The following is a 22,804-nucleotide window of genomic DNA, read 5'->3' as shown; positions in this document are numbered from 1 at the left end:
GGTGTAAAAGTGATGCCAATAGATTCAAAATGGGGGTGTTTACGATAAGGTATCAGTGCATGATGCGCCAGACCATTTCTTTCATCAGTTCGCCCTCGGGCTTACCGGTGTTGTTGTAGCCAACGCCTTTAGACTTCAGATCGAATTCTTTCAGGAGGGTAATGACTTGCTCAGTCTTGGAGTGGGAGTAGTTGCGTGCTGCTGCCCGATATTCTTTCAAGAAGAAGCTCGAACGCAACTGCAAAGTACTCAATAATTCGTTTTCCGGCAAATTTTTCGCGCTGTGGAAGAGGTAGATCTTGCTAAAGTAGTTGTAGAGCGAGCCTACGAGCATCGGCATAGGCCCTTTTTTAGGGTTGGCAGCAAAGTAATTGACGATCCGTTGTGCTTTGAGCGGGTCGCGCAGCCCGATCGCCCGCTGCAGCTCAAAGACGTTGAAGTCTTTGCTGATGCCGATATGTTTTTCTACGGCGGCATCGTCCACCTGCGTTCCGGCAGGCAGGTTAAGTGCCAGCTTATCAAGCTCGTTGGCGATTTTGGAGAGGTCGGTGCCCAGGTTTTCGGCAATCAGCTCGCCTGCCTTCGGAGTGATGGTTAGCTTGTGGCTTTTCAGGTAGTTGCTGATCCAGCCCGGCACCTGATTGTCATACAGCGGCTTAGACTCAAAAATCAGTGCGTTTTTCTTGAGGGCTTTGCCAAACTTTGAATTGAGGTTGAGCTTCTTGTGCTTGTGGGCGATCACCAGGATGGTGGACTCCATGGGCTTTTCGATGTAGGAAAGCAGGTTGGATAGGTTGCGCATATCCTGGGCTTCCTTCAGAAGGACAACCTGACGGGCAGCCATCATTGGGAAACGGCGGGCCGCATCTACGATGGCCATGTGGTCTACATCCTTACCGTAGAAGACACTCTGATTGAAAGACCGCTCGCTTTCCGACAAGGCGTTTTTCTCAATGTAGGAGGAAATGGTGTCAACAAAGTAAGGTTCCTTTCCATGCAGGAAATAGATGGGCCGGAATGTGTTTTCCCGGAGCTCGCGCAGAATTTGCTGAAATTCCAAAATCGGCGTTTTTTACAAGTGATTGGCAATAATACGTAAGGTGGAAGGCAGTTTATGTTTTTTTAGGCTGTTTTTTTATTGGGTCCTGTACTTTAGTAAGGCTGGAACAGAACAAACCCGACTAAAATGAAAATAAAATACCTCTTGTGGGCAATGGCTTTAGTCAGTGCTTATGGAACAATGCAAATTCCTTCTCCGGCAAGGTCTTCTTCTTCAAATCTGCAAGTACGTTACAGCAGTTGGAATTAAAAACTGACCATTTCCATAACCATTCTTTTCGAACGATGGAAGATCCATCTGCTAGCCGAATCCCAAAATCAGGGATTCACCTGACTGCCCGATTTAGGATGGATGCTATGGACCGGTTGTTATTTGACCTCATTACAGCGGAGTTTGATATTCATGTGAATCAACCACGGCGGCAGTATTCATTCAATAGCCAAACCCGTTTTGTCTTTTATGATTACGAATCTCCCTTCACGATGCCCATCTTCGATGCGCCGCCCACCCTTAGCGATTACCAGCAGATACAGTATACTCCGTACCGCCCTTCACTTTGGGAAAACAGTCAGCACCTCGTACCTTCAGAAGAGACAGAAGCATTTATCAATCAGTTGGAACAGCGAAAGTTATTTATCAATTCTGCTCCAAATATCCGTATCAAGTATGTGGACTATCGGTATGATTACTACCGTCCTGGATGGAATATTGATACTAATTTGACTTGTAAAATGCCTTGTGTGCCCGCACCATTACTGGCAGAGGAAGAAGTTTTGAATTTAACGAGCGCTGACCCTCAGGATTCCATTTTTGTCAAAACGCAACTTTATCTGGACTATGATATAGAGGGAGACTCCCTTCAGTTTTTCACTGCCGCGATGATTGATTACAAGTATTCCTATATCGTTGCGCCGGATACTGTAAAAGCTTCATTGGCTGAAGGGTATTTGCAAATTGCAGATGATGCTGCACAACGGTTGAAATCTGATTTGACTAGTTGCTGTTCTGTACTTTCAGATGTTCAGTTTTTTAATGTTCAGAAAATTTTAAATGAGTACCAGAAAGATCTAGATAAGCAGATAAACCACTATCATGCCCAAGTTAACCGCCCCAACAAAACCAAAGTGCTGCGCCGTTTGAATGCGGAAAAGAGAAAAAGTGGAGGGAGGAAATAATTTAGTGCTTAGAGGGAGCAGGTCCTACGCGGTACTTACTGAAAAAGCCGCGCATTCGCATTTGTAGTACGCCGAAGACAGCCTCTTTGATAATGCCTGAGGACATTTTAGAAGTCCCTTCCACCCGATCGGTAAAGGTGATAGGCACCTCGACGATTTTGTAGCCCATTTGGTAGGTCGCAAATTTCATTTCGATCTGGAAGGCGTAGCCCACGAAGCGGATTTTATCCAAATCCATAGCTTCCAGGACTTCCCGCCGATAGCAGACGAAGCCTGCCGTAGGGTCATTGACCGGCATAAAGGTGATAAACTTTACGTAAAGGGATGCGCCGTAGGACAGTGCAATACGGTCAATGGGCCAATTCTCGAGCTGACCTCCTTTTACATAGCGGGAGCCTACGCTCATCCCGACTCCCGGCTGTGCACAAGCGTCGTACAACCGGAGCAGATCGTCCGGATTGTGAGAAAAGTCAGCATCCATCTCAAAAATAAACTCGTATTCATGATCCAGCCCCCACTTAAAACCAGCGATATAAGCCGTACCCAGCCCTAGTTTCCCCTGCCGCTCTTTAAGGTATACTCGCCCGGGGTATGTTTTCTGCTTTTCACGAACAAGATCCGCTGTGCCGTCCGGGGAGCCATCGTCAACGATAAGCAGGTGAAAACCCTTTTCCAGGTTCATCACGGTCTCAATCATGCGAAGGATATTCTCGCATTCATTATAGGTTGGAATTATGACTAGACTATCAGACAAAGTGGGAAATTCTGAGATTAGTAGTACGATGAATTGGGCCACAAAGATAGACGCTTTGCCCTTTATTTTGAGCGGCTGAACAAAAAAGTTTACTTCCTGTCCGCCACCGGCACAAAAAGACGCCTTTCAGCCGGTCCTGTCGCCTGCACCACATTATTTATGTAAGACATTACGCTACTTTTGTTCAAAATGAAGATGATGCAAAAAACAACATTCCACCTGCTATTCGGGTTCTTGCTGCTCCCAATGCTTACAGGCGCACAGGGTATGATCAATGGCTTCATGAACCCTAAGGGCACGCTTGATATTGCACCCGGCTATGGCTATGAGCACTTCGACGAATACCGGTTTGGCAATGAAACCCGTCAGCGTGAACTGACCACTATTAGCTACAACCTGTTTGCTGAATATAGTATGACCGACCACGGGTCGCTGGTCATCAACATCCCTTATCTCTACATAAACGAAAATATCAACGGGGTTCAGGATGGGTCCATTTTTATAAAAATACGGAACGGGTTACGAGAGTTTTCTTCGGGCAGGCTCAACACGATAACCGCAGTGGGGTTGACTACGCCCCTGTCAGCCTATCCCACTACTGTAGAAACACCGATCGGCTACGGTGCGGTGCAGTTTCAGGGGCGGCTGGCCCTGCAGTACAATACGGACTATGGCTTTTTCTTTCATTTGCAAAGTGGTGCCGACTTCCGGTTTTTGTCCCCGCTACAGACCTCAATCCCGGTACTGGCGCGCATGGGCTTCGGCAATGCGCACTATTTCGTGGAAGGCTGGGTGGAATGGTACAACACCCTCAATAATGCTGTCGACCAGCAAATAACAGGAGGGTCAGGTTCCGACTGGACCCGTCTGGGCGCAACCCTCTACATTCCAGTCTATAAAGGCATAGGGCTGGCAGGTAACCTGGCCTATATTACCGGTGGGCGCAATATCGGGCTATCGAGCCGGTATGGCTTTTCACTTGTATATCGCTATCAATCGCGTTAACTTAGCGCGATGCATTCCAGAATTCGTTATCCTGAACGCGTATCTCAACCTGAGTTGGACGTCTACCTCAAAGCGGGGTGGCGTTGCACGGGGCAATCTATTTATACTTCCCACTTCATGCGGTTCCCTCCGGAAACGGACGGGCGTATTTTCTCTACCATCCCGACCCGGCTCAACCTTGAGGGCTATACTTTTCGCAAAAGCCTGAACAGGCTCTACCGCAAAGTACATCAGCACTTTCGGGTCACAGCAGGGGAGCCCCTGGTTTGGGACGAAGCGATGGAAGAGGTCCACAGTAAATACCAGGCGCTTTTCCCGGACCGCCCACTGGCTGACCTGGAGCGGTATCAAAGCGAACCGGAAGGGCCTTTTACCTTCGATACCCGCTGTGTGAAAGTGTATCAGGAGGGCGAACTCGCAGCGTTCAGTGTATTTAATCTGGGCGAAAAAAGCCTCTACAGCAGTCAGGGCATTTACGACCCGAAGTGGCGCAAATACAGCCTCGGCTTCTTTACGATGCTGGAAGAGATCGGCTATGCGCAGCAAACCGGGCGGTCCTACTTTTATCCGGGCTACGTAGTGCCCGATTATCCGGAATTTGATTACAAAAAGCGGGTAGGCCCTTTAGAATACTTTCTGCTGCAACAGCAACGCTGGGTCCCGGAAGGCTCAGTTATGCCGGCAGACGTCCCCATCAATCAGATGCGTAACGCACTACAGGAGCTGCAGCACCGACTCCTTCAGGTCGGGCTTGAAAGCCACCTGATGGAATATACGTTGTTCGATATCCGATTTTTTGATAACCAACCGCTACCCTACCTGGAGTTCCCGCTAATTCTATTGCTTTCCGCACCTGAACCGGCCCGGTTCTGCCCCGTAGCTGTATTTGTGCCGAAAACTCAGCAGTATGCTATTCTGGATATTAAATTTTTTGGGATCGGTGTCCATCATGTTCCAACCTATGAAAAAATCATGACCGACCGTCCAGACGCCACAGGGTATCCTATTGCGATCATGGAAGTTAAGGAACCAGAGCTTGAACTCGCCCCTGCTGTCTCCCTCTTGCAAAGAGAAATAAGGAAAGCCAGTTTTTTATAGCCTTACAGGACAGTTATTTCAAGGATTTATTATTAATATCGCCCCAAGAAGAGCTTAACATGTTTGCAGAGAAACATTATCCTGAATTACTGCTGCCAGAAGAATTGGATGCTTACCTTTCTCGTGGTTGGTACCGAATGGGGCAGACTGTTTTTACCACTCACTTTCTCTGCTTTGGCCGCTCTTACTATTCCGCCATTTGGGTTCGCCTGCCTCTTTCCGGTTATCAGTTCCGGAAAAGCCTGCGGAAAACCTACCGCCGGGTCAGTGACCGCTTTGAGTCGGAAGTCGGGAAAGCCTCGATTACGCCTGAGAAAGAGCGGTTGTACCGTCGTTATAAAGCCTCTTTTTCTGGCATGCTTGCCCCTACCCTGCGCGATGCATTGATGGATGGCGAGGACTTTAACATCTTCAGGACCTATGAGGTACGGGTCTACGACAAAGACAAACTCATTGCCCTGAGCTATTTCGACCTTGGTCACCACAGCTCAGCCAGTATTATGGGCATCTATGACCCGGAGTATAAAAAACACAGTTTAGGCCTTTTTACGATGCTTAAAGAAATCGAGTATTCCCTGGAGCACAATTTACTTTTTTATTATCCTGGTTATATTGTGCCGGGTTATCCCCGATTTGATTACAAACTCCGGATTGGCGATGTCGAATATTTTGATTTGAGCTTGCACGCCTGGCGCCCCTACAGCAAACTCAATGAAGACAACACCCCACTGAGCCTTATGAACAACCGGCTGCAGGAAATGCAGCAATACCTCAGGCATAAGGGGTACAAAAGCCAGCTGCTCAACTATCCGTTGTTCGAAGCTAATTTGTTTGGCTTCTGGAGCGCGCCCTACTTCGACTACCCTGTTTTTCTGCTTTGCTCGCCCCGGTCGAACAACCGGAGGTTCCTGATTATCGTTTATGATCCGGGCGTATCCTCATACAAACTCCTTGTAGCTACGCTGTTTGATGACCTTCAGCTGTATTTTAACCACTCTTATACGGAGTCCTTCGACAAGCGATCTAACTTTGTCGAACTTTTGGTTATGGAACGCATGCTGGAAGAGAGCCGGACCCCCTCTCACCTGCTTCAGGCTTTATTGCAGGAAGCTAATTTAGAGTAGTCTGTATTGCTTAGAGCGTGTTGGGGCCCACGCTTTCGCGAAAAAGCTCGCGGTACTTAGGGCCTACGGGCAGCTTTTTTGCCGCACCATCTGGTACTGAGCGAAGTTCCAGAAACGTATAGTTGCTGGCATAACTTCTGATGTGGGTGAGATTAACCAAAAAGCTATCGTGTATACGCATAAAGCTATCAGATGGCAACTTTTGTTGCAAATTCTTGATCCGGTCCCGGGTCAGGTAAGTGCCGGCAGGCGTTACAATTCGCACATCGACATTTGCACCTTCTACATAAAGGATTTCGTCATAGCCTAGCTTCACCCATTTGCTTTTGCTTTTGATCAGCAAGTGCGGGTCCTGTAAATGTGGCATAGCCGGGGTACGGTCGCGCTCTAATTGCTGTATCACCTTTTGCACCGCTTTGTTCAGCTGTTCTTCCTCGATGGGCTTAAGCAAATAGCCGGACAGGTTGTAATCATACCCCTTTACAGCATATTCGGCAAAGGCGGTAGTGATAATGACCTTCGGCTGTTGGGGGAGCTGTTGGGTAACCTCAAGTAAATTGAAACCGCTGGCTTCCGGCATTTCGATATCCAGAAAAATAATATCCGGGGGAGGCTGTTGATCGTCTTTGAGGTACAAGAAAGCATCTTCTGCGTTGTCGAAGGCTTCCAACAGCCTGAGGTCAAGCCGGCTGTGCAGCAGATCAATCAGGTGTTCTCTTTGCAATGCAACATCCTCAACAATGATAAAAGAGTAAAGTGCATTCATAACACGGGGATTTCCAGATTGACGGTATAATAAGGGCTCTCTTCTTTCACTTCCAGCAGGTAGCGCCCCGCGTAGATCAGCTCAAGATTCTCCTGCGCGGCAGACATGCCAATACCGCTTTTTAAAACACGCCCTCCCACGGTGCCTTCGTTGCGGGCATAGGGTTTGAAGGTATTCCGGATACAAGCCTTCAGCCACTGACCTTCAATGGTGAAATGAATTTGAATCAGCTTCTCATCACTACCCCGGCTATTGTAATGCTTAAAACAGTTTTCTACAAATAGCAGCAGAATCATAGGGGCAATGCGGGCACCCTGTGGCACCGGCCCCTGTTCCTGATAATCCAGGACTGTCTTTGTGCTCAATTGCAGGCGTTGCAGCTCTACATAACTCCTGATAAAACGGAGCTCGTCCTGAAGGGGCACAAAACGCTCATTGGTCTGATAAACCAGGTGCCGAAGCAGGCGGGAAAGCTCTCCGATCAGATCAGGCAGCCCTTCGGATTTCCGGTGCGCCAGTATCTGTAGATTGGCCAGGGTGTTGAATAGAAAGTGCGGCCGGATCTGCCGCTTGATGAAGTTGAGCTGTTGCTCTGCTTCCCGCCGCCGCCGGATGATATCCAGGCGGTCCTTGCGCTCCAGCTCCCGGCTGCGCTCAATGGCATCCTTGGTGTAGGAAATTCCTGTGGTACAGAGAATAAAGACCATGATCGCGATGACCAGCTCGTACCATTGCTGTTCAATGATATCAAAGACCTTGTGCACGACCGGCGCGTAGATGAAGGAAAAGATAACGGCAGTAATCAGGCTTAGCAACAGGAAAAGATAAAAGGAGCCATTTTTCACCCAGGCCTTATCCGCTATTCCGCGGGTAAGAAAGTCCTGCAGCCGGCCCTGATACACGAAAAACAAATTAAAGTAAACCGGCACGCCCATCATCAATGTATACGCCAAGGCCTCCCGGAAGACCTTCCAAAACGCCTCCCGCTGATAGCCGAACGTGTCCAAAAGCTCCGCCTTGCCTTGATACCAGGCGTGGACGGCAAAGAAGCAAAATATGACGATAAGGACTACGGCTCCAAACACCAGGTGCTGGGTTAAATCCCTTCGAAGTGCTTCATAGAGGCGGTTTTGGGCGGGCGTGATTTTCATTTTTCCGTTCTCTGCTACAAAATTAGGGCTATCTGCTACAATAGTTTGAAATAGCTGTCAGTAAGTGGCAAATTAGTAATTGTTTATGAATTGATAGTAAGCCCCAACGGGCTCCAAGATACAGATTTGCATTCCCGACAATCCGCCAGCGTGGCTTAACACCCACTGGCGGATTTGTTTTTCTGCTGCTTTAGAAGTGTGTTTGGAGCACCTTTACGTTGCAAATCAGCGCTTTATGCCCCCTTTCTCTACGTAGCATCAAAGCCTTAGAATCGTCCACCTCACCAGATAAGATTGCCGGTCATTAGGGCCGTATTTGCTGGAAAAGCGCTTTCAAGGCTTCCCGGTCTACGCTATGTGAGCCTGAGAATTTGTGGACTTGATACTTCATTGGGAGCCTTTGGGAAAGCTCGGTTTGGGTTCGCACCCGTTCGGTGGTAATAAAAGGATCTTCGTCTCCGTAAACAAAATGGAGAGGTTTCCCATCCAGGTAAGATTGTACGGGTCCGTAGTCGATATCTTCCGGTATGCTGCCTGCCCATAGTACCAGGTCAGAAAAAGCGGGTTTCGCGCGGGCCATCCACCGGAGTTGCGTTGCACAGCCCTGGGAAAAGCCCAGAAGTACAATCTGTGCCTTCGCAGGCAGGCCTGTTGTGAAACGCTCGTACACCTGCGTCATGTAGGCAGAGAAATCGGCAATTTCTGCCAGGCGGTCTTCTTTTGTCATCCAACTCGCCACTACATTGCCCGACAGCCCGCCCCAGTAAAAACGGGAAAGCCCCTCGGGGGCAACAATAATGGTGTCCGGACGGGCAATCACATCAAATTTGCGGATAAAATGACCGGCAAGCTGCCCGTAGCCATGACAAGCGATCACCAGGCAATTAGTCTGTGCTGATAACTGCCCCATAGTGTAGAGCCGTGCCGTTCTTTGAACGCTGAGGTGGTGTTCTTCTATCAAATTTGGATGGTTTTAGAGCGTGTTTTACGCTTTGATGCCCTGGCCTTGCTGTACTTTTGCGCTCAAGTACTTCCAAGACCATCCACTATTGATTGCCGCGCCCAAAGATATCTTTCTTCCGGCTATCCAGAATTGGGGAAGGCCGGGGCGCTTCTTCAGAAACCTGGTCAAAGACTTTTTCGGTGTATTCCCAGGTATCCTTACGGTTGAGCTTGTAGGCTTCATAGCTGCCATCGGGGTAGTAAGTGAGCCCTTCTCCGTGTGGGCCGTTCTGCCCGATGAGGTGGTCAAACATGATCATCTCTAGGTCCTCGTCGTAGTTTAGGTGGGTGCTGACTTCAGCGGAGTACTCCCTGACGATACGGTGCTTCACTTTTCCGGGGCCGTGCTCAAAGACCGGAGCGCCAAACCGGGGCTTACCGTCTTTAAATACCAGCACATCAATTAATTTGCGCTTCCGGAACAGCTCGTAGCCGTCAAAGCCAAAAAGCAAATAGTGCCGGTCCCGCTTGTTCCCGAATTGCTTCAGGTTGTAGTAAACCGCACCGTACCAATAATCGGGCTGCATCACTTCGTGCTCGGGCATCCGCACTTCGGCAGAATGGTCTTCCAGTGCGTACACTCCGCCCTCAGCGGTATTCACTTGGAGGAAACCGCCGTAACGATAGTCGTTTTCGCTAACGTAGAGCTGCCAGGAGAAAATCCGGAAGGTGCTGTCCTGCGGGTACTGAATGGAGATGCCTCTGACAGCTTGGAATTTATACTGAAAAGCCTTATCGGCGGTGAGGGCCTCCTGCAAAAGGGCTTTGATTTGCGCATCAGCCTGCAGCCGGTGCCCGGCAACGGTATCTCTGAGCAGCGTTTTGGAAAGGCTCATCAGAGAGTCTTCTACCACCTCAAAATAAGTACGCTCCTCTGCAGTAAGGGGCTGCGCCGCCACAGCTAGGCTTTGAAAGCACAGAAAGGCAAATATTGCAAAAGGGAACAGCCTGGAAATCATAGTTGTGTTTTTAGACTATTCCCATAACGATCACACCGTATATCATATTTCCTGCCTGCACAAAGATTAGCGGTGGCGCTTACCTTTATTGCTCTTGTAGTCCTGAAAGATAAACTCTCCGAGCCCCTGAAGACTGCTGTAGAAAGCTTTGCCGTTATTCGCCTGTGTGAACTGCTCCACAAAATTTTGCAGGTAAGGGTCACGGGCAATCATGAAAGTCGTGATGGGGATATCAATTTTACGGCAGCGCTGTGCCAAATTGAGGGTCCGGTTTACAATGGTCCGGTCCAGCCCAAAGCTGTTTTTGTAGTACCGCTTCCCCTTTTTTATGCAGGTGGGTTTACCATCGGTGATCATAAAGATCTGTTTGTTGGGGTTCTTCCGCCGGCGGAGAATATCCATGGCCAATTCGAGCCCAGCAACGGTATTGGTATGATAAGGCCCAACTTCGAGATAGGGCAGGTCCTTAACTTCGATGCGCCAGGCGTCATTGCCAAAAACGATAACGTCTAGCGTATCTTTAGGGTAGCGCGTTGTAATTAGTTCGGAAAGGGCCATCGCTACTTTTTTAGCGGGCGTAATCCGGTCTTCACCATACAGAATCATGGAGTGGGAAATATCGATCATGAGCACCGTGCTCATCTGACTCTGGTAAAAGGTTTCTTTTACTTCCAGGTCATCGTGGGTAAGCTTGAATTCGTCGATGCCGTGGTTGATCTGTGCATTGCGGAGGCTCTCCGAAACAGCCAGCTGATCGAGGGGATCGCCAAACTGAAAGGGACGGAGGTCTGCCGTGGCTTCATCCCCTGCCCCACCGAAATTGGTATTATGGTTGCCGCGCTTGGACTTTTTGAGCTTACCAAATACATCTTCCAGCGCTTTTTGCCGCAGTGCGATTTCCATCTTTGATGAAGGCACGAAATTAGCATTATCCCGGTCCTGCTGTTGAATATAGCCTTTGTCAATCAGGTCCTGAATAAAATCAGCCATCCCGTAGTTATCATCGGTCAGGTCATACTGTTTGTCCAGCTCCGTAAGCCAGGAAAGCGCCTCGCTTACGTCTCCTGAAGTATGAACGAGCAGTTCCTGAAACAGCTTTAGCAGATTTTCAAAGGACGCCCCATCTTCTTGTCCGGGTATGTATTCTGAGAATTTCCAGCCGATCATAGTCTAATCTTTTTTTGAAGTAGGAGGTCAACGCAGTGTGAAAGGGGTACTCATTATCACCGAAACGCCCGGGGCCGATCATCGGCAAAGGCTTCCAGATTTGGAGAAGGAACAGAATGCTAACATGCTCCAAGTCTTGAAATAGCAGTCGCCCTGAAAAGTTCAGAGCGACGGCGGCTTATCGATATTTAACGCCAGTCAGGCCGGCGTGTCGTCTTCCACTTCACAGCATTTGACCATGCCCAGGTAATCTACCCGGTCGGAGGCCAGTTTGTGGATGAAGCTGTTTTTGATTTCTCCGTTTTGAATCACAAAAGCACCCGGCATTTGAAAGCCATCTCCCAACTGAGGACCGATACCATGACCGGCAACCACCCCCGCAGAGAAGCCGCGGATCCAGGATTGCAGCCCAAAGAGCTGCGTAAAATTACCTTTGACCAGCCCGAACTCCAGGTAGTATTTACACTCAGGGTCACTGATGTGCTGCACGCCTTCCAATCCGTAACGGTTGAAGTAGCGCTCTGCTATTTCGTTTTCGGTCATGTGAACGAATACCAGCTCTGTCCCTGAAGCTTCGATATTTTCCCGCTCCTCCGAAATTTCAGAAAGCGCTTCCCGGCAGAACGTACAGCCAAAGTGCCTCAGAAAAACCAGCAAAACGGGCTTACTTTCCGATAGAGCTTTTAAGCTTGCCCTTTCGTTGGTAACCATTTCATGTAGCAGCTCATTTTCAACTAAGCGGTTGGCTTCCATAGTTTTCATTTTACAATAACCATCAACATCGGTTCACTAAACAATGTTTTGACGATATTTAAAATTCCCTGTCGTCATAAAATTATTCAATGATTTCGGTGCCCAAATTTACGGGCGCCTCTTTGGATTGAATAGAGGTAAATATCGCAATAAAAACTGAGCTGTTTACCGAAAAGACAGAGAATCAGGAAAAACAAAGGGGCACCTGCTGATTTTGCAGAGCCCCTTTGTTGATTGGGTTACGGTAAAACCGATCAGATGTCCATCTTTTCGAAGACTTCCATCACTGAGCGCACGTGTTCTGCAGATTCGTTGAGGAGTGCTTTTTCATCGCTGTTCAGCTGAAGTTCGATGATTTGCTCAATACCGTTTTTACCCAACTTCACCGGTGCACCGAGGAACATGTCGTTGAGGCCATACTCGCCGTTCAACCGCACGCAGCAAGGGAAGATGCGCTGCTCGTCGCGTATAATCGATTCTACCATTTGTGCAGCCGCTGCGCCCGGTGCATACCAGGCAGAAGTGCCCATCAGCTTCACCAGTTCGCCACCGCCCACTTTCGTGCGCTGTACGATAGCATCCAGTTTGTCTTCGTCAATGAGTTCCAGCACAGGAATACCGGCTACTGTAGTGTAACGGGGCAGTGGCACCATCGTGTCACCGTGGCCGCCCATAAGCACCGCCTGTATATCTTTTGGGGAAACATTCAGCTCTGAAGCCAGGAAAGCCCGGTAACGGGCCGTATCCAGAATACCGGCCATACCAAAAACGCGGGACGAGTCCAGGCCAGACGCTTTGAATGCAGCGTAGGTCATAACATCAAGCGGGTTGGAAACCACGATGATGATAGGGTTCTTGGAATGCTCCATGATAGAGCCGGATACCATATTAACGATCTTCGCATTGGTTGCGATCAGGTCGTCACGGCTCATGCCAGGTTTACGGGGAATGCCGGCTGTGATAACAACGATGTCCGAATCAGCCGTGTCGGCATAGTTTTCGGTGCCTACTAGTCGCGTGCTATAGTAATCAATAGGTGCCTGCTGCCAGCTGTCCAGCGCTTTACCGCGCGCCATATCGCCTTTGATATCAAGCAGGACGACTTCGTTGACAAGATCCTTATGGGCCAATACATTGGCACAAGTAGCGCCTACGTTACCAGCGCCAACTACGGTTACTTTACTCATGGTATCTTATTGTGATTTTTATTGGTTATCGTGTTGATTACGTGCGAGCGCCCCAAGCGGGCTATCCGCGCAAAACTAACGAATTTTCCAGAGCTTTAGAAGCGTTTTTAGCCTTAATCCTGTCTTGGCATAAACCCTGTAAAGCCTTGGGCTGAACCCCACCCTTCGGGTAGCCTTCCTTAAAATCTGCTCAAATTTGCCTGCTGTGAGACAATTCGGATTTTAATTTTTTGCTACTTTTGCAATCCCAAACACCCCGTTGGGAACGCATCATCAAAACAAATTTTGGCTCCTCGTTGAGGACTTATATCTGACAAAAGTATTCAGCTAATGTTCAAAAGACTATCTTTTCTCTTCTCCTTTGCCCTGACTGCTGTATTCGCTGCTCAGGCGCAGGAAGTCCACCCGCCCTGCGGCGTCGACCATGAAGGTGCACAACTCATTACCGAGCGCCTGTTGGAAAATAAAGCGGCCCTGGAAGCGGGCCTGATCACAGAGCGGAGTACAACCTATGTCCCGGTCAAGTTCCACCTCGTTGGACAGGCAAATGGTGCCGGGCGTATTTCCCCATCGAGGGTGCTCGATCAGCTCTGTGCATTGAATGAAGATTTCGCACCCGCCGATATCCAGTTTTACATCAAAGATGGCTTTAACGAAATCTTCAACAACGCCGTGTTTGAAAACCATTCCAACACGCAGAACACCATCATGGAGTTCGAAAAAGACAACAACGCCATCAACGTTTTCATCCCGGCGAATGCCAATACCGGAGGCGGGGGTATAGGAACTACCCTCGGCTACTACTCGCCTTTCAAAGACTGGCTCGTTATCCGTAAAAACGACATCGGTACTTCTGAGATTACGACTACACATGAGTTCGGGCACTTTTTTAGCTTGCCCCACCCTTTCAATGGTTGGGACTTTGAGCCCTGGGACGTTGCAACCCACGGCAGTACCGTTATGCAGACTACGGCACCTGATAATTTCACACCAGTAGAATTGGTGAATGGCAGCAACTGCGGAAGTGCCGGCGATTTCATCTGTGATACACCGCCCAACTACAACTTTGGTTTTGGCTGGAACAACTGCAGCTTCACCACAGTGGTCAAAGATCGCAACGGCGAAGACATTGATCCGGAGGAGCGCCTCTTTATGAGCTACTTCCTCAACTGCCCAAGGGGCGAGTACTTCTTCTCTAATGACCAGATTTCGCTCATGCAGGCAGATTTGCAATCTTCTCAGCGCTCTTACATCCGGAGTAACCACACTCCGGTCCTTGATGAAATCACAGAGGTTCCGGTGCTTAGCGCTCCAATCAACAATGAGATCGTAGAGAGCTTCAATGCTGTCAACATTTCCTGGGAAGACACGCCGGGCGCTCAGGCATATGTGTTGCAGATCTCCCGTCTGCCAACTTTCTCCGCCTCCCTCATGGTGTACGATGAAGTAGTCTTCGGCAACTCCAAAGTCATCAACAGCCTCCTGGAGAATACGAACTACTTCTGGCGGGTGCGCCCATTTAGCGCTTACCGGACTTGCACGGAGTTCTCAGAAGCGGAGGCTTTTACCACAGGCAGTACAGTTTCAGCCCGGGATATTGAATTGCTTGATATCTTCACGGTGGCTCCTAATCCCGTCAGCGGGCAGGCAGACATTCAGGTGAGCCTGAAAGCTAATCAGGCATTCGAGGCCATCCTGTCCATTCATAACCTGGCCGGACAGGAAGTCGCTCAGCTTGGTGAAGTGCAGGTACAGCAAGGCAGCAGCCAATTTGAAATCCCGGCTCAGCAGCTGGCTCCCGGTGTCTATCTTGTCGGACTGACTAGCAATGCGGGGCGGCAATTCAAACGCCTGGTTGTTACAGAATAACAGCGTTTTGGTAAGGTGCTGACAATCTTTGTTTTCAAATTAATGCCCAATAAACTACTTCGTTTGTTGGGCATTAATATTTAAAATATAACTCATAGTCTAAATGATTCTACTTCGACAATTCATCCCTCTTCTCCTGTTGCTGATTGGCTGCTCTGCCGAACTGGCCGGTCAGGCATCCAACGAATACTGTGCTACGCCTCCTGGCCGCAGCGAATGGCTCAAGAGCTATCAGCGGGCACCGGAAGACTACGCAGTCCGGTCGGGAGAGCTCCTTTATATTCCCCTGACCATACATCTGGTAGGGACGGACGAAGGCAAGGGCTTTTTCACCGGCGAACAACTGGCCAGTGCCCTTTGCATCCTCAATGAGGACTTCCTGCCCACTGACTTGCAATTCTACATCTCCGGAGACATCCGATACATCAATAACTCTACCTACTACCGGCACAACTTCGGGCAGGGCTTCCAAATGATGGAAAGCAACAACGTCCCCAATACCGTCAACTGTTATTTCGTACAGGACCCTGCCGGTGCTTGTGGATATTTTTCACCGGGCGCAGACGGCGTTGCCATGTCAAAGGGGTGTAGCGGGCCCAACAGCCACACCTGGGCGCACGAATTAGGGCATTTCTTTTCTCTGCCTCATACTTTCTCGGGATGGGAAGGGACCGACTACAGCCCATCCAGCACAACCCCTGAATTCATCAATAACCGGCGGGTGGAACGTATGGATGGCAGTTTTTGCAATGATTCCGGCGATGGCTTTTGTGATACGCCACCCGACTACCTCAGTTACCGATGGTCATGCAATAGTCAGAACCTCAGCGGCGTGCAGCAAAAAGACCCGCAAGATTCCACCTTCCGGTCGGACGGTACGTTCTTCATGAGCTACGCTAGTGATGGCTGCATGAACCGCTTTTCGGAAGAACAAACCGCTGCTATGCGGGCTAATATCCAATTCCAGCGGCCCGGCCTGACCACCAACTCTTTTATTCCTGACCTGATTTCAGACACTTTGCAAACTGCTCTCCTTGCACCGGATTCAGGGGCCGTATTTGGCAACACCAGTTTGGTTACCCTGCAGTGGGAAGCAGTGGCCGGGGCCATCGGTTATGCAATAGACTTCGACTTCTACGTGCCGTTCAATGGCTTAACCATCAATTACCGCAGCTACACTACAACGACCAATAGCCTGACCTTAAACGACCTGCAATCTAACCGGACCTACATTTGGCGGGTGCGCCCTTTTGGCCGTTACGATGGTTGCACCACTTTTAGCGAACCTCGTTCCTTCAGTGTCGGGACTTTCGTGAATAGTACTGAATGGGAAGCCGGGGACTTTGGTTTAAAGGTATTCCCTCAGCCCCTGAGCGCATCAGCTGGGCCGCTGCAAATCAGCGCCACACTTCCCTCAGGAGGAAGAGCTACCCTGCGCCTGATCAACAGCAGCGGGCAAGTGGTGCGCACTGCAGCGTTTGAAACCCGGGCGGGCATCAATAATACCTCTTTGTCTGCGGACCACCTATCTCCCGGTTTTTACCTGCTAGAGCTGGTATGCAAGGATGGCCGATGGGTGGAAAAAGTAACCCTCGCCCGATGAGTTTTTTAGGATCAGGCCGCCAAATTGCCCGGTGATTCTTAGGCAAGTTCTTTACCTTTAGAGATGAATAGCCTCTAAGAGCATGTTTGGAGGAGCACTTCTGCTGGCAACCCTTTGATTATCAACGATCGTTTGCTCTAAATCGGGGATATGTGGAGCAACTTTTGCATTAAATTTGAGAGGTATTGGGCATCAATGCAGAACGCATCAAGCCTATTTGTTAGATAGAAAAAATATAAACCGATGGCAAGACTTCTATTCACTATTGTTTTGGCGCTTAGCTTCGCTGGCATAGCTGTGGCCCAGTCTAACTGGGATCACCCCTGCGGCACCCCGGCAGGTAAATCAGCATGGCTGAAAGCTTATCAGCGCAACCCTCAGGCCTTTCAGCGGGACAACGACACTACTTTGTATGTGCCGCTTACCATACACATCGTGGGCACTGACTCCGGAGCTGGCTTCTTCGCTCTTTCCGGATTAAAAGCTGCGTTTTGTAAGCTGAACGAGAGCTTCCAGGAAGCCAACATTCAGTTTTTCATGGCGGGTGAGATCAATTATTTGATGAATTCGGCATGGTACTCCCATGAGACTGTTTTGGAAGGAGCGGAAATGATGTTTGCCAACAACGTTGATGGCACCTTGAATATTTACTTCGTCAACGATCCCGCTGGCAATTGTGGTTACAACCTCCCCTATGCAGGCATCGCCATGCGTAAAAGCTGCTCCGGCCCCAATGACAATACCTGGGCGCACGAAATCGGGCATGCTCTGGCCATCCCCCACCCTTTCCTGGGCTGGGAGGGCGGCGTCAGTTACGATGGTTCTGTCACCCATAATTACAATAACCCGGCTCCGGAGACCATTACCTACGACTATACGTTTTTTCAGGATACCCTGATTGAAGACACTCTGATCATTGACACGGCTTATGTGGAACTTACAGATGGTAGCAACTGCACATTTGCTGCCGACGGGTTTTGTGATACCGCACCAGATTACCTGGCTCAGCGCTGGTTCTGCGACGTTAACGGCGAAAGCCCGACCATACAGACGGACCCGACCGGTGCAACCTTCCGCTCTGATGGCAGCTTGATCATGGGCTATTCAGATGATGCCTGCCAGGCACGCTTCACCGGGGAGCAAATTGCGGCGATGAGAGCTGACCTTTACGACGAAAACCCGGACTGGATTTCTGATGCTCCACCTCTGGAGCCCGTAGCCGGCCCGGTCACTACTTTTCTATTTCCAGTGGAAGGGGCAGAATTACCATTTGATGAAGTACTGTTTTCCTGGTCACCCGTCGCCAATGCTTCGCATTATATCCTTCAGGTTAGCCCGCTGCCCACCTTTGGCATCCGGTCTGAGTACGTGGTCGAAGGCACGGAGCTTCTTGTCACCGACCTAGTGGGCAACCGGACTTACTACTGGCGAATCACGCCTTTCAATAGCTATTCTTTCTGCGCTCCGGTTGTTGACGGGGGCACGTTCAATACCTCAGAGGTAAGCAGTGTACAGTCTCTTGGGCCCCTGACCGCATTCCGCGCCTATCCTCAACCAGTGGGAGCTGGCCAGGACCTCACTGTGGACTTCACAGCGCAAGCGCCTCTGAAAGGGAGCCTCAGTCTTTACAGTAGTCTGGGCCAACCGCTTTGGGAAGCTTCCCTTGACCGCAGTCCAGGCCGGCATACCCTGAGTATACCCACGGCGCAGTGGCCAGCAGGCTTGTACTTCCTGACGGTACGAACTACAAGCGGACAAGCTGTCCAACAGGTCATTATCGAATAACGCTTAGCCCCCGGACACTCTGCAACTTTAGGTACCGGGGGCTATCCGGGCTTTCGCATCTTGAGCGTGAACAAGTGCGGTGCACCTGCCAGAAGTACAGACTCATACATTCCGTCTGTCCTTTGCTTCATATTCGGAAAACAATTGTAAGGAGCATAGGGATATTCCTCAAACGACTCCAGCACCAGCCCCTGCTCCGTCAGGGCGCTGATAACTTCGCTTAAACTGTAGCTCCAGGTATATTCCGTGCGCGCTGTGCCCTCTTCCGGATTGGCATAGGAACCCTCAACCGATTCTTCATATGGATCAGAAGACTTAAAGTAGGAGTAAGCGCATTTGCCCGTCCCGAAGTCAAACATCATCAGGACGGGATGGAACTCCGCGATAAAAAACACCCCGCCGGGCTTAAGGTGCTGAGCCACTACCGCCCCCCACCGCCTGAGATCCGGTAGCCAAGCCAGTACGCCGTAGGAAGTAAAGACGATATCAAAGCACTTGCCAAGGTCAAGGTTTAGTACATCCGACTGTATGAAGTCTGTATCGGCGTTCAGCGTCGTGGCCAGTGTACGGGCAGTAGAAATGGCTTTTCCGGAAAAATCGACTCCTGTTGCAAGGGCACCCAGCCTTGACCAGGAAATCGTATCCTGCCCGAAATGGCATTGCAGGTGCAGCAGGCTTTTTCCCTCAACCCGGCTTAAAGCTTGCAACTCCAACGGCATCAGGGAAGAGGCCCCGTTGCGGAAGGCTTCCATACGGTACATTTCGGTCTGCGGGTGGAAGCTCGCCCAGGCGTCCCAGAGTTCTCGATTTGCTTTCAAGTAAGGGTCCATGTTTTGCAGGGATGAGATTAATTGCGATATTGCTGCCTTTAGAAATTCAAAGACCAAAAAAATAGTTCCATAACATGGCAGACCAGAAAAAGAACCCCCAGAATAAACTCAATATAGAATTACCGGAAGAGGTAGCCGAAGGGGTTTACTCCAATTTGGCGATCATCTCACACTCCAACTCCGAATTCATACTTGACTTCGTGCGCCTTGTCCCCAATGTGCCCAAAGCCAAGGTGAAGTCCCGCATCATCCTGACCCCTCAGCATGCCAAGCGTATGCTCAAAGCCCTGCAGGAAAACGTCCAGAAGTTTGAAGCCCAGTTCGGCCCTATCGATGAGTCCGGACAGCCACCTTTCCCTCCAATGAGCTTTAATACGCCAAAGGCACAGGCTTAGAGGCTAAACACAGCAGCTCTTGGAGCGTGTTGGGATTTTGGACTTCCCAACACGCTCTCAGTTAGGGCCCGTAACCGGCTAGAATCAGGTCCTGCCTTCCTGCTATCTGGGTTCCAGAAAAATTTCCGCCATCATACAACGGGCACTACCGCCGCCGTGCTGCTCAATGGTATATAACGGGCTATGCAGTATTTTTGTGTGCTGTTCAATGATTTGCACCTGATCCGGTGTAAGTGATTGGTAAGCTTGCTCAGACATAACAAGGTAAGGCGTTCCTCCTTCCCCGGCTACTTGCAGCATGTTGCCCGCAAAAGCCATCATTTGTTTCAGGGTGATGGTAATGACCGTTTTTCCCGTTGCCGCAAACTTGCTCATTAACGCCTGCTTTTCCTTTGGCTCAGGGATGGACTCAAGGCAGATGACCACAAAGTCGACACCGAGCGCCATCATAACATTGGTGTGGTAAATAGCCTGCCCCTCGCCATCCACTGACCGAAAGACAAGTTTTTCGTACCCCAGCTTCGCGCAAAACTCGTCCAGCAAGGCTTCCTCTGTCCGCGGGCTCAGGCAAGCATAGGCAATGCGGTTGGGCCGGTCAAGAATAAGGCTGCCAGTGCCTTCCAGAAAGCGGTGAGCTACTTCTGTGTGCTCAAAATGCACTCGTTTGCCCACTTGAAAGGATTCCGATAAATGCTCAATCACCTCTTCGCGGCGCTCCAGGCGGCGGGTCGGGGCGTGCATGGGGTAAGTGGCGACGGTGCCATCCTGATGAAAGGTGACCCAGTTGTTAGGGAAAACCGCATCCGGCTTGAGGGGCGCTTCAGAGTCCTCGGCAACGTGGACTTTTATGCCAACGGAGCGCAGCCGGGCAACAAACTCATCAAATTCTTGAAGGGCTTTGGACTGTACCTGCCCGGCAGAGAGATCAGGGTCTTCGCTTTGGAAAGCATTGTTAAGAGCGGTTTCGGCATTATAGCCGAAATGCGCCGGGCGCACCATAAGTAAGTGGTTGGTTATTTGGCGTTCTTTCACGGGCTTATTTTTTCCGCGAAGATAGGATTTAGGAGGGACTTTGGGAGCCCCTCCTTCTTTATTTTTACCAGGTCTATTGCCCCGGTGCAGCAGCAGTGGCCCGCGCCTCGACGGTGGTAGGTTGCTGTTCCAAAACCAAGTCGGCTACGGTCTGAATCCAACGGGGATCATCATTCAGGCTGGGTACCAAATCTACATGCTCTCCGCCCATTTCTTCGAATTCTTCCTGATACTCGGTACCGATTTCGATAATGGTTTCCAGACAGTCAGCTACGAAAGCCGGACTGAATACCAGCAGGCGTTTTCCGCCCTTTTCAGCTTGTTCCTCAATGGTCTTGATCGTATACGGCTGTGCCCAGGCTTCCGGCCCGAGACGGCTTTGAAAAGCAGTCGTGTATTGCTCGGGCTTCAGGCCCAACTCTGCAACGATCGCTTTTGTGGTAGCGTGGCACTGAGCCGAATAGCAAAACTGATTGGCAGCCGAAATATTCATGCAGCAGTTTTCCTTCTTGGTGCAGTGGCTCTTGGTGGGGTCGCCCTTCCGGAGCTGCCGCTGCGGCAAGCCGTGGTAGCTGAAAATAATATGGTCGTAGCTGTCCAGATCAAACTGCCGCGCATTATCTGCAAAGATCTTGATCATGCTTGGTCGGTCGTAATAAGAGTTGACCATTTTGACATCCGGGATGATCTGCCGCTTGGAAAGCTCCTGCATGACCGCATCGTGCACGGAGCCAGTGGTTGCTGAGGCGTACTGAGGGAACATCGGGATCACAGTGATTTCTGAAACCAGTGCTGCTTCGAGCTTCTGAATGGCATGCCCGATTGAAGGGTTTTGGTAACGCATGGCCAGCTCTACGACATACTCATCGCCCAGGAGTTCCTGAACGCCATCGCGTACCCGCTCTCCGTAGAATTTCAGCGGAGAGCCCTCCTCCGTCCAAAGCATTTTATACAACTTGGAAGAACTGCCGCTGCGGAATGGTGCAATAATGCCACGCACCAGGAGGTTACGCGGCAGCCAGGGGTAATCGATGACCCTGGGGTCCAGTAAAAACTGCTTCAGATAGCGATACACTGCCCCCCGGGAGGGTTCGTCGGGTGTCCCGAGATTGACCATTAACACCCCTTTCTTACCAATACGCGTCATACCTGTACTGTGTTTTTCATATTCCTTTTTCCGAATATCAACTTTTCAAACGCTTGCCCTCTTTCTTAGTTTAAAAGCCTGTTTTTATTTATGGCCATGTTAATGTATTTTTGGCCACTCACCCGGTGAGCGCCTGGAAAATGGGCGCCGCTCAAAACCTACTCCATGAAACGACCTCTGATCCTGGTTACCAATGATGATGGCATAACAGCGCCCGGCATACGCACTCTGGTGGATATCGCAAAATCACTCGGAGATGTGGTAGTGGTCGCCCCCGATGCTCCGCAATCGGGCATGGGCCATGCCATTACCATCAGTGCCCCCATCCGGCTGCACCCCAATGAGCGGGTGTTTGAGGATGTGGAAGCCTACGAATGTTCCGGCACGCCTGTGGACTGCGTGAAGCTGGCCAAGCATGTTGTTCTCAAAGACCGGCAGCCTGACCTCTGCCTTTCTGGTATCAACCACGGCTCCAACGCTTCTATCAATATTATTTATTCCGGTACACTGTCAGCTGCTATGGAGGCTTCTCTGGAAGGTATCCCGTCAATCGGGCTTTCTTTGCTGGACTATTCCCATGAGGCCGACTTTGAGCCCTGTAAGCCATTCGTTAAAACACTCGCTGAATGGGTACTCAAGCATGGGCTGGAAGAAGGCAGCCTCCTGAATGTCAACATACCGGCTATTCCCCGGGATGAACTGAAAGGCGTGCGCGTTTGCCGGCAGGCTGATGCACGCTGGATTGAGGAGTTTACCGAAGCAGAAGACCCACGGGGCCAAAAGTACTACTGGCTTACCGGCCGTTTCTCCAATGATGATGACGCCGATGATACCGATATTTGGGCGTTGGAACACAACTACATCTCGGTGGTCCCCTCTATGCATGACCTGACCAATTACCAGGCTCTCAAGACCCTAAAGAAAATCGAAAACCTGTAAGCC

21 protein-coding genes are annotated in these 22,804 nt (G+C 50.2%); 9 read left to right on the top strand and 12 right to left on the bottom strand.

Annotation, left to right across the window (positions count from 1 at the left end):
* Positions 1-52 precede the first annotated feature (52 nt).
* Positions 53-1,060 carry a DNA polymerase III subunit delta gene (holA, locus tag RIC19_RS07270; RefSeq protein WP_350177639.1) on the bottom strand — a complete coding sequence of 336 codons (1,008 nt, stop codon included), beginning with the start codon at positions 1,058-1,060 and terminating at the stop codon, positions 53-55.
* Positions 1,061-1,206: 146 nt separating this feature from the next.
* Here holA and RIC19_RS07265 point away from each other — a divergent pair, with 146 nt between their 5' ends.
* The gene (locus RIC19_RS07265) at positions 1,207-2,235 is read left to right on the top strand and encodes a hypothetical protein (RefSeq protein ID WP_350177638.1); all 1,029 of its coding nucleotides are present in this window, start codon (positions 1,207-1,209) and stop codon (positions 2,233-2,235) included.
* 1 nt (position 2,236) lies between these two features.
* Here the strand turns inward: RIC19_RS07265 and RIC19_RS07260 are convergent, their stop codons facing one another.
* A complete protein-coding gene (locus RIC19_RS07260) occupies positions 2,237-2,989 on the bottom strand; it encodes a polyprenol monophosphomannose synthase (RefSeq protein ID WP_350177637.1) in 753 nt (250 codons plus the stop codon).
* A gap of 198 nt (positions 2,990-3,187) precedes the next feature.
* Between RIC19_RS07260 and RIC19_RS07255 the strand changes: the two genes are divergently transcribed.
* From RIC19_RS07255 to RIC19_RS07245, 3 genes are read left to right on the top strand one after another with little or no spacing between them, the layout of a single operon-like run.
* Complete coding sequence (locus RIC19_RS07255; RefSeq protein WP_350177636.1) at positions 3,188-3,994, top strand: hypothetical protein; 807 nt, start codon at positions 3,188-3,190, stop codon at positions 3,992-3,994.
* A gap of 9 nt (positions 3,995-4,003) precedes the next feature.
* Complete coding sequence (locus RIC19_RS07250) at positions 4,004-5,092, top strand: GNAT family N-acetyltransferase (protein WP_350177635.1); 1,089 nt, start codon at positions 4,004-4,006, stop codon at positions 5,090-5,092.
* Positions 5,093-5,151: 59 nt separating this feature from the next.
* The gene (locus tag RIC19_RS07245; RefSeq protein WP_350177634.1) at positions 5,152-6,216 is read left to right on the top strand and encodes an arginine-tRNA-protein transferase; all 1,065 of its coding nucleotides are present in this window, start codon (positions 5,152-5,154) and stop codon (positions 6,214-6,216) included.
* A gap of 10 nt (positions 6,217-6,226) precedes the next feature.
* On the opposite strand, the gene RIC19_RS07240 is transcribed toward RIC19_RS07245, so the two are convergent.
* From RIC19_RS07240 to mdh, 7 genes are all read right to left on the bottom strand, one after another.
* Positions 6,227-6,982 carry a LytR/AlgR family response regulator transcription factor gene (locus tag RIC19_RS07240; protein WP_350177633.1) on the bottom strand — a complete coding sequence of 252 codons (756 nt, stop codon included), beginning with the start codon at positions 6,980-6,982 and terminating at the stop codon, positions 6,227-6,229.
* The gene (locus tag RIC19_RS07235; protein WP_350177632.1) at positions 6,979-8,133 is read right to left on the bottom strand and encodes a sensor histidine kinase; all 1,155 of its coding nucleotides are present in this window, start codon (positions 8,131-8,133) and stop codon (positions 6,979-6,981) included. Before RIC19_RS07235 ends, RIC19_RS07240 begins: the two co-directional genes overlap by 4 nt.
* Before the next feature lie 304 nt (positions 8,134-8,437).
* Entirely contained in the window at positions 8,438-9,094 is a 657-nt protein-coding gene (locus RIC19_RS07230; protein WP_350177631.1) for an alpha/beta hydrolase, read from the bottom strand.
* A gap of 85 nt (positions 9,095-9,179) precedes the next feature.
* Complete coding sequence (locus tag RIC19_RS07225) at positions 9,180-10,034, bottom strand: hypothetical protein (protein ID WP_350177630.1); 855 nt, start codon at positions 10,032-10,034, stop codon at positions 9,180-9,182.
* A gap of 126 nt (positions 10,035-10,160) precedes the next feature.
* The gene (locus tag RIC19_RS07220; protein ID WP_350177629.1) at positions 10,161-11,261 is read right to left on the bottom strand and encodes a vWA domain-containing protein; all 1,101 of its coding nucleotides are present in this window, start codon (positions 11,259-11,261) and stop codon (positions 10,161-10,163) included.
* A 198-nt stretch (positions 11,262-11,459) separates the two neighbouring features.
* On the bottom strand, positions 11,460-12,014 hold the full coding sequence (locus tag RIC19_RS07215) for a SelL-related redox protein (protein ID WP_350177628.1): 555 nt from the start codon (positions 12,012-12,014) through the stop codon (positions 11,460-11,462).
* Positions 12,015-12,268: 254 nt separating this feature from the next.
* Positions 12,269-13,201 carry a malate dehydrogenase gene (gene mdh / locus RIC19_RS07210; protein WP_350177627.1) on the bottom strand — a complete coding sequence of 311 codons (933 nt, stop codon included), beginning with the start codon at positions 13,199-13,201 and terminating at the stop codon, positions 12,269-12,271.
* 330 nt (positions 13,202-13,531) lie between these two features.
* Between mdh and RIC19_RS07205 the strand changes: the two genes are divergently transcribed.
* The 3 genes from RIC19_RS07205 (at position 13,532) to RIC19_RS07195 (ending at position 18,458) form a co-directional block, all read left to right on the top strand.
* Positions 13,532-15,070, top strand: coding sequence for a T9SS type A sorting domain-containing protein (locus RIC19_RS07205; RefSeq protein ID WP_350177626.1), 1,539 nt, complete (start codon positions 13,532-13,534; stop codon positions 15,068-15,070).
* A 103-nt stretch (positions 15,071-15,173) separates the two neighbouring features.
* On the top strand, positions 15,174-16,673 hold the full coding sequence (locus RIC19_RS07200) for a zinc-dependent metalloprotease (RefSeq protein ID WP_350177625.1): 1,500 nt from the start codon (positions 15,174-15,176) through the stop codon (positions 16,671-16,673).
* A 243-nt stretch (positions 16,674-16,916) separates the two neighbouring features.
* Positions 16,917-18,458 carry a zinc-dependent metalloprotease gene (locus tag RIC19_RS07195; protein WP_350177624.1) on the top strand — a complete coding sequence of 514 codons (1,542 nt, stop codon included), beginning with the start codon at positions 16,917-16,919 and terminating at the stop codon, positions 18,456-18,458.
* A 41-nt stretch (positions 18,459-18,499) separates the two neighbouring features.
* On the opposite strand, the gene RIC19_RS07190 is transcribed toward RIC19_RS07195, so the two are convergent.
* Positions 18,500-19,276, bottom strand: a complete 777-nt coding sequence (locus RIC19_RS07190; protein ID WP_350177623.1) for a class I SAM-dependent methyltransferase — start codon at positions 19,274-19,276, stop codon at positions 18,500-18,502.
* An 86-nt stretch (positions 19,277-19,362) separates the two neighbouring features.
* Between RIC19_RS07190 and RIC19_RS07185 the strand changes: the two genes are divergently transcribed.
* A complete protein-coding gene (locus tag RIC19_RS07185) occupies positions 19,363-19,683 on the top strand; it encodes a DUF3467 domain-containing protein (RefSeq protein WP_350177622.1) in 321 nt (106 codons plus the stop codon).
* A gap of 102 nt (positions 19,684-19,785) precedes the next feature.
* On the opposite strand, the gene ctlX is transcribed toward RIC19_RS07185, so the two are convergent.
* Both ctlX and hemH read right to left on the bottom strand, forming a co-directional pair.
* Positions 19,786-20,715 carry a citrulline utilization hydrolase CtlX gene (gene ctlX, locus RIC19_RS07180; RefSeq protein WP_350177621.1) on the bottom strand — a complete coding sequence of 310 codons (930 nt, stop codon included), beginning with the start codon at positions 20,713-20,715 and terminating at the stop codon, positions 19,786-19,788.
* Between the two features lie 73 nt (positions 20,716-20,788).
* A complete protein-coding gene (gene hemH, locus RIC19_RS07175; protein WP_350177620.1) occupies positions 20,789-21,862 on the bottom strand; it encodes a ferrochelatase in 1,074 nt (357 codons plus the stop codon).
* A 165-nt stretch (positions 21,863-22,027) separates the two neighbouring features.
* Between hemH and surE the strand changes: the two genes are divergently transcribed.
* Positions 22,028-22,801, top strand: coding sequence for a 5'/3'-nucleotidase SurE (surE, locus tag RIC19_RS07170; protein ID WP_350177619.1), 774 nt, complete (start codon positions 22,028-22,030; stop codon positions 22,799-22,801).
* Positions 22,802-22,804: the final 3 nt, after the last annotated feature.

The sequence above is a fragment of the Phaeodactylibacter sp. genome, from assembly GCF_040219495.1.
Classification (GTDB): Bacteria; Bacteroidota; Bacteroidia; order Chitinophagales; family Saprospiraceae; genus Phaeodactylibacter.
This window is presented reverse-complemented; position numbering and strand designations above follow the sequence as displayed.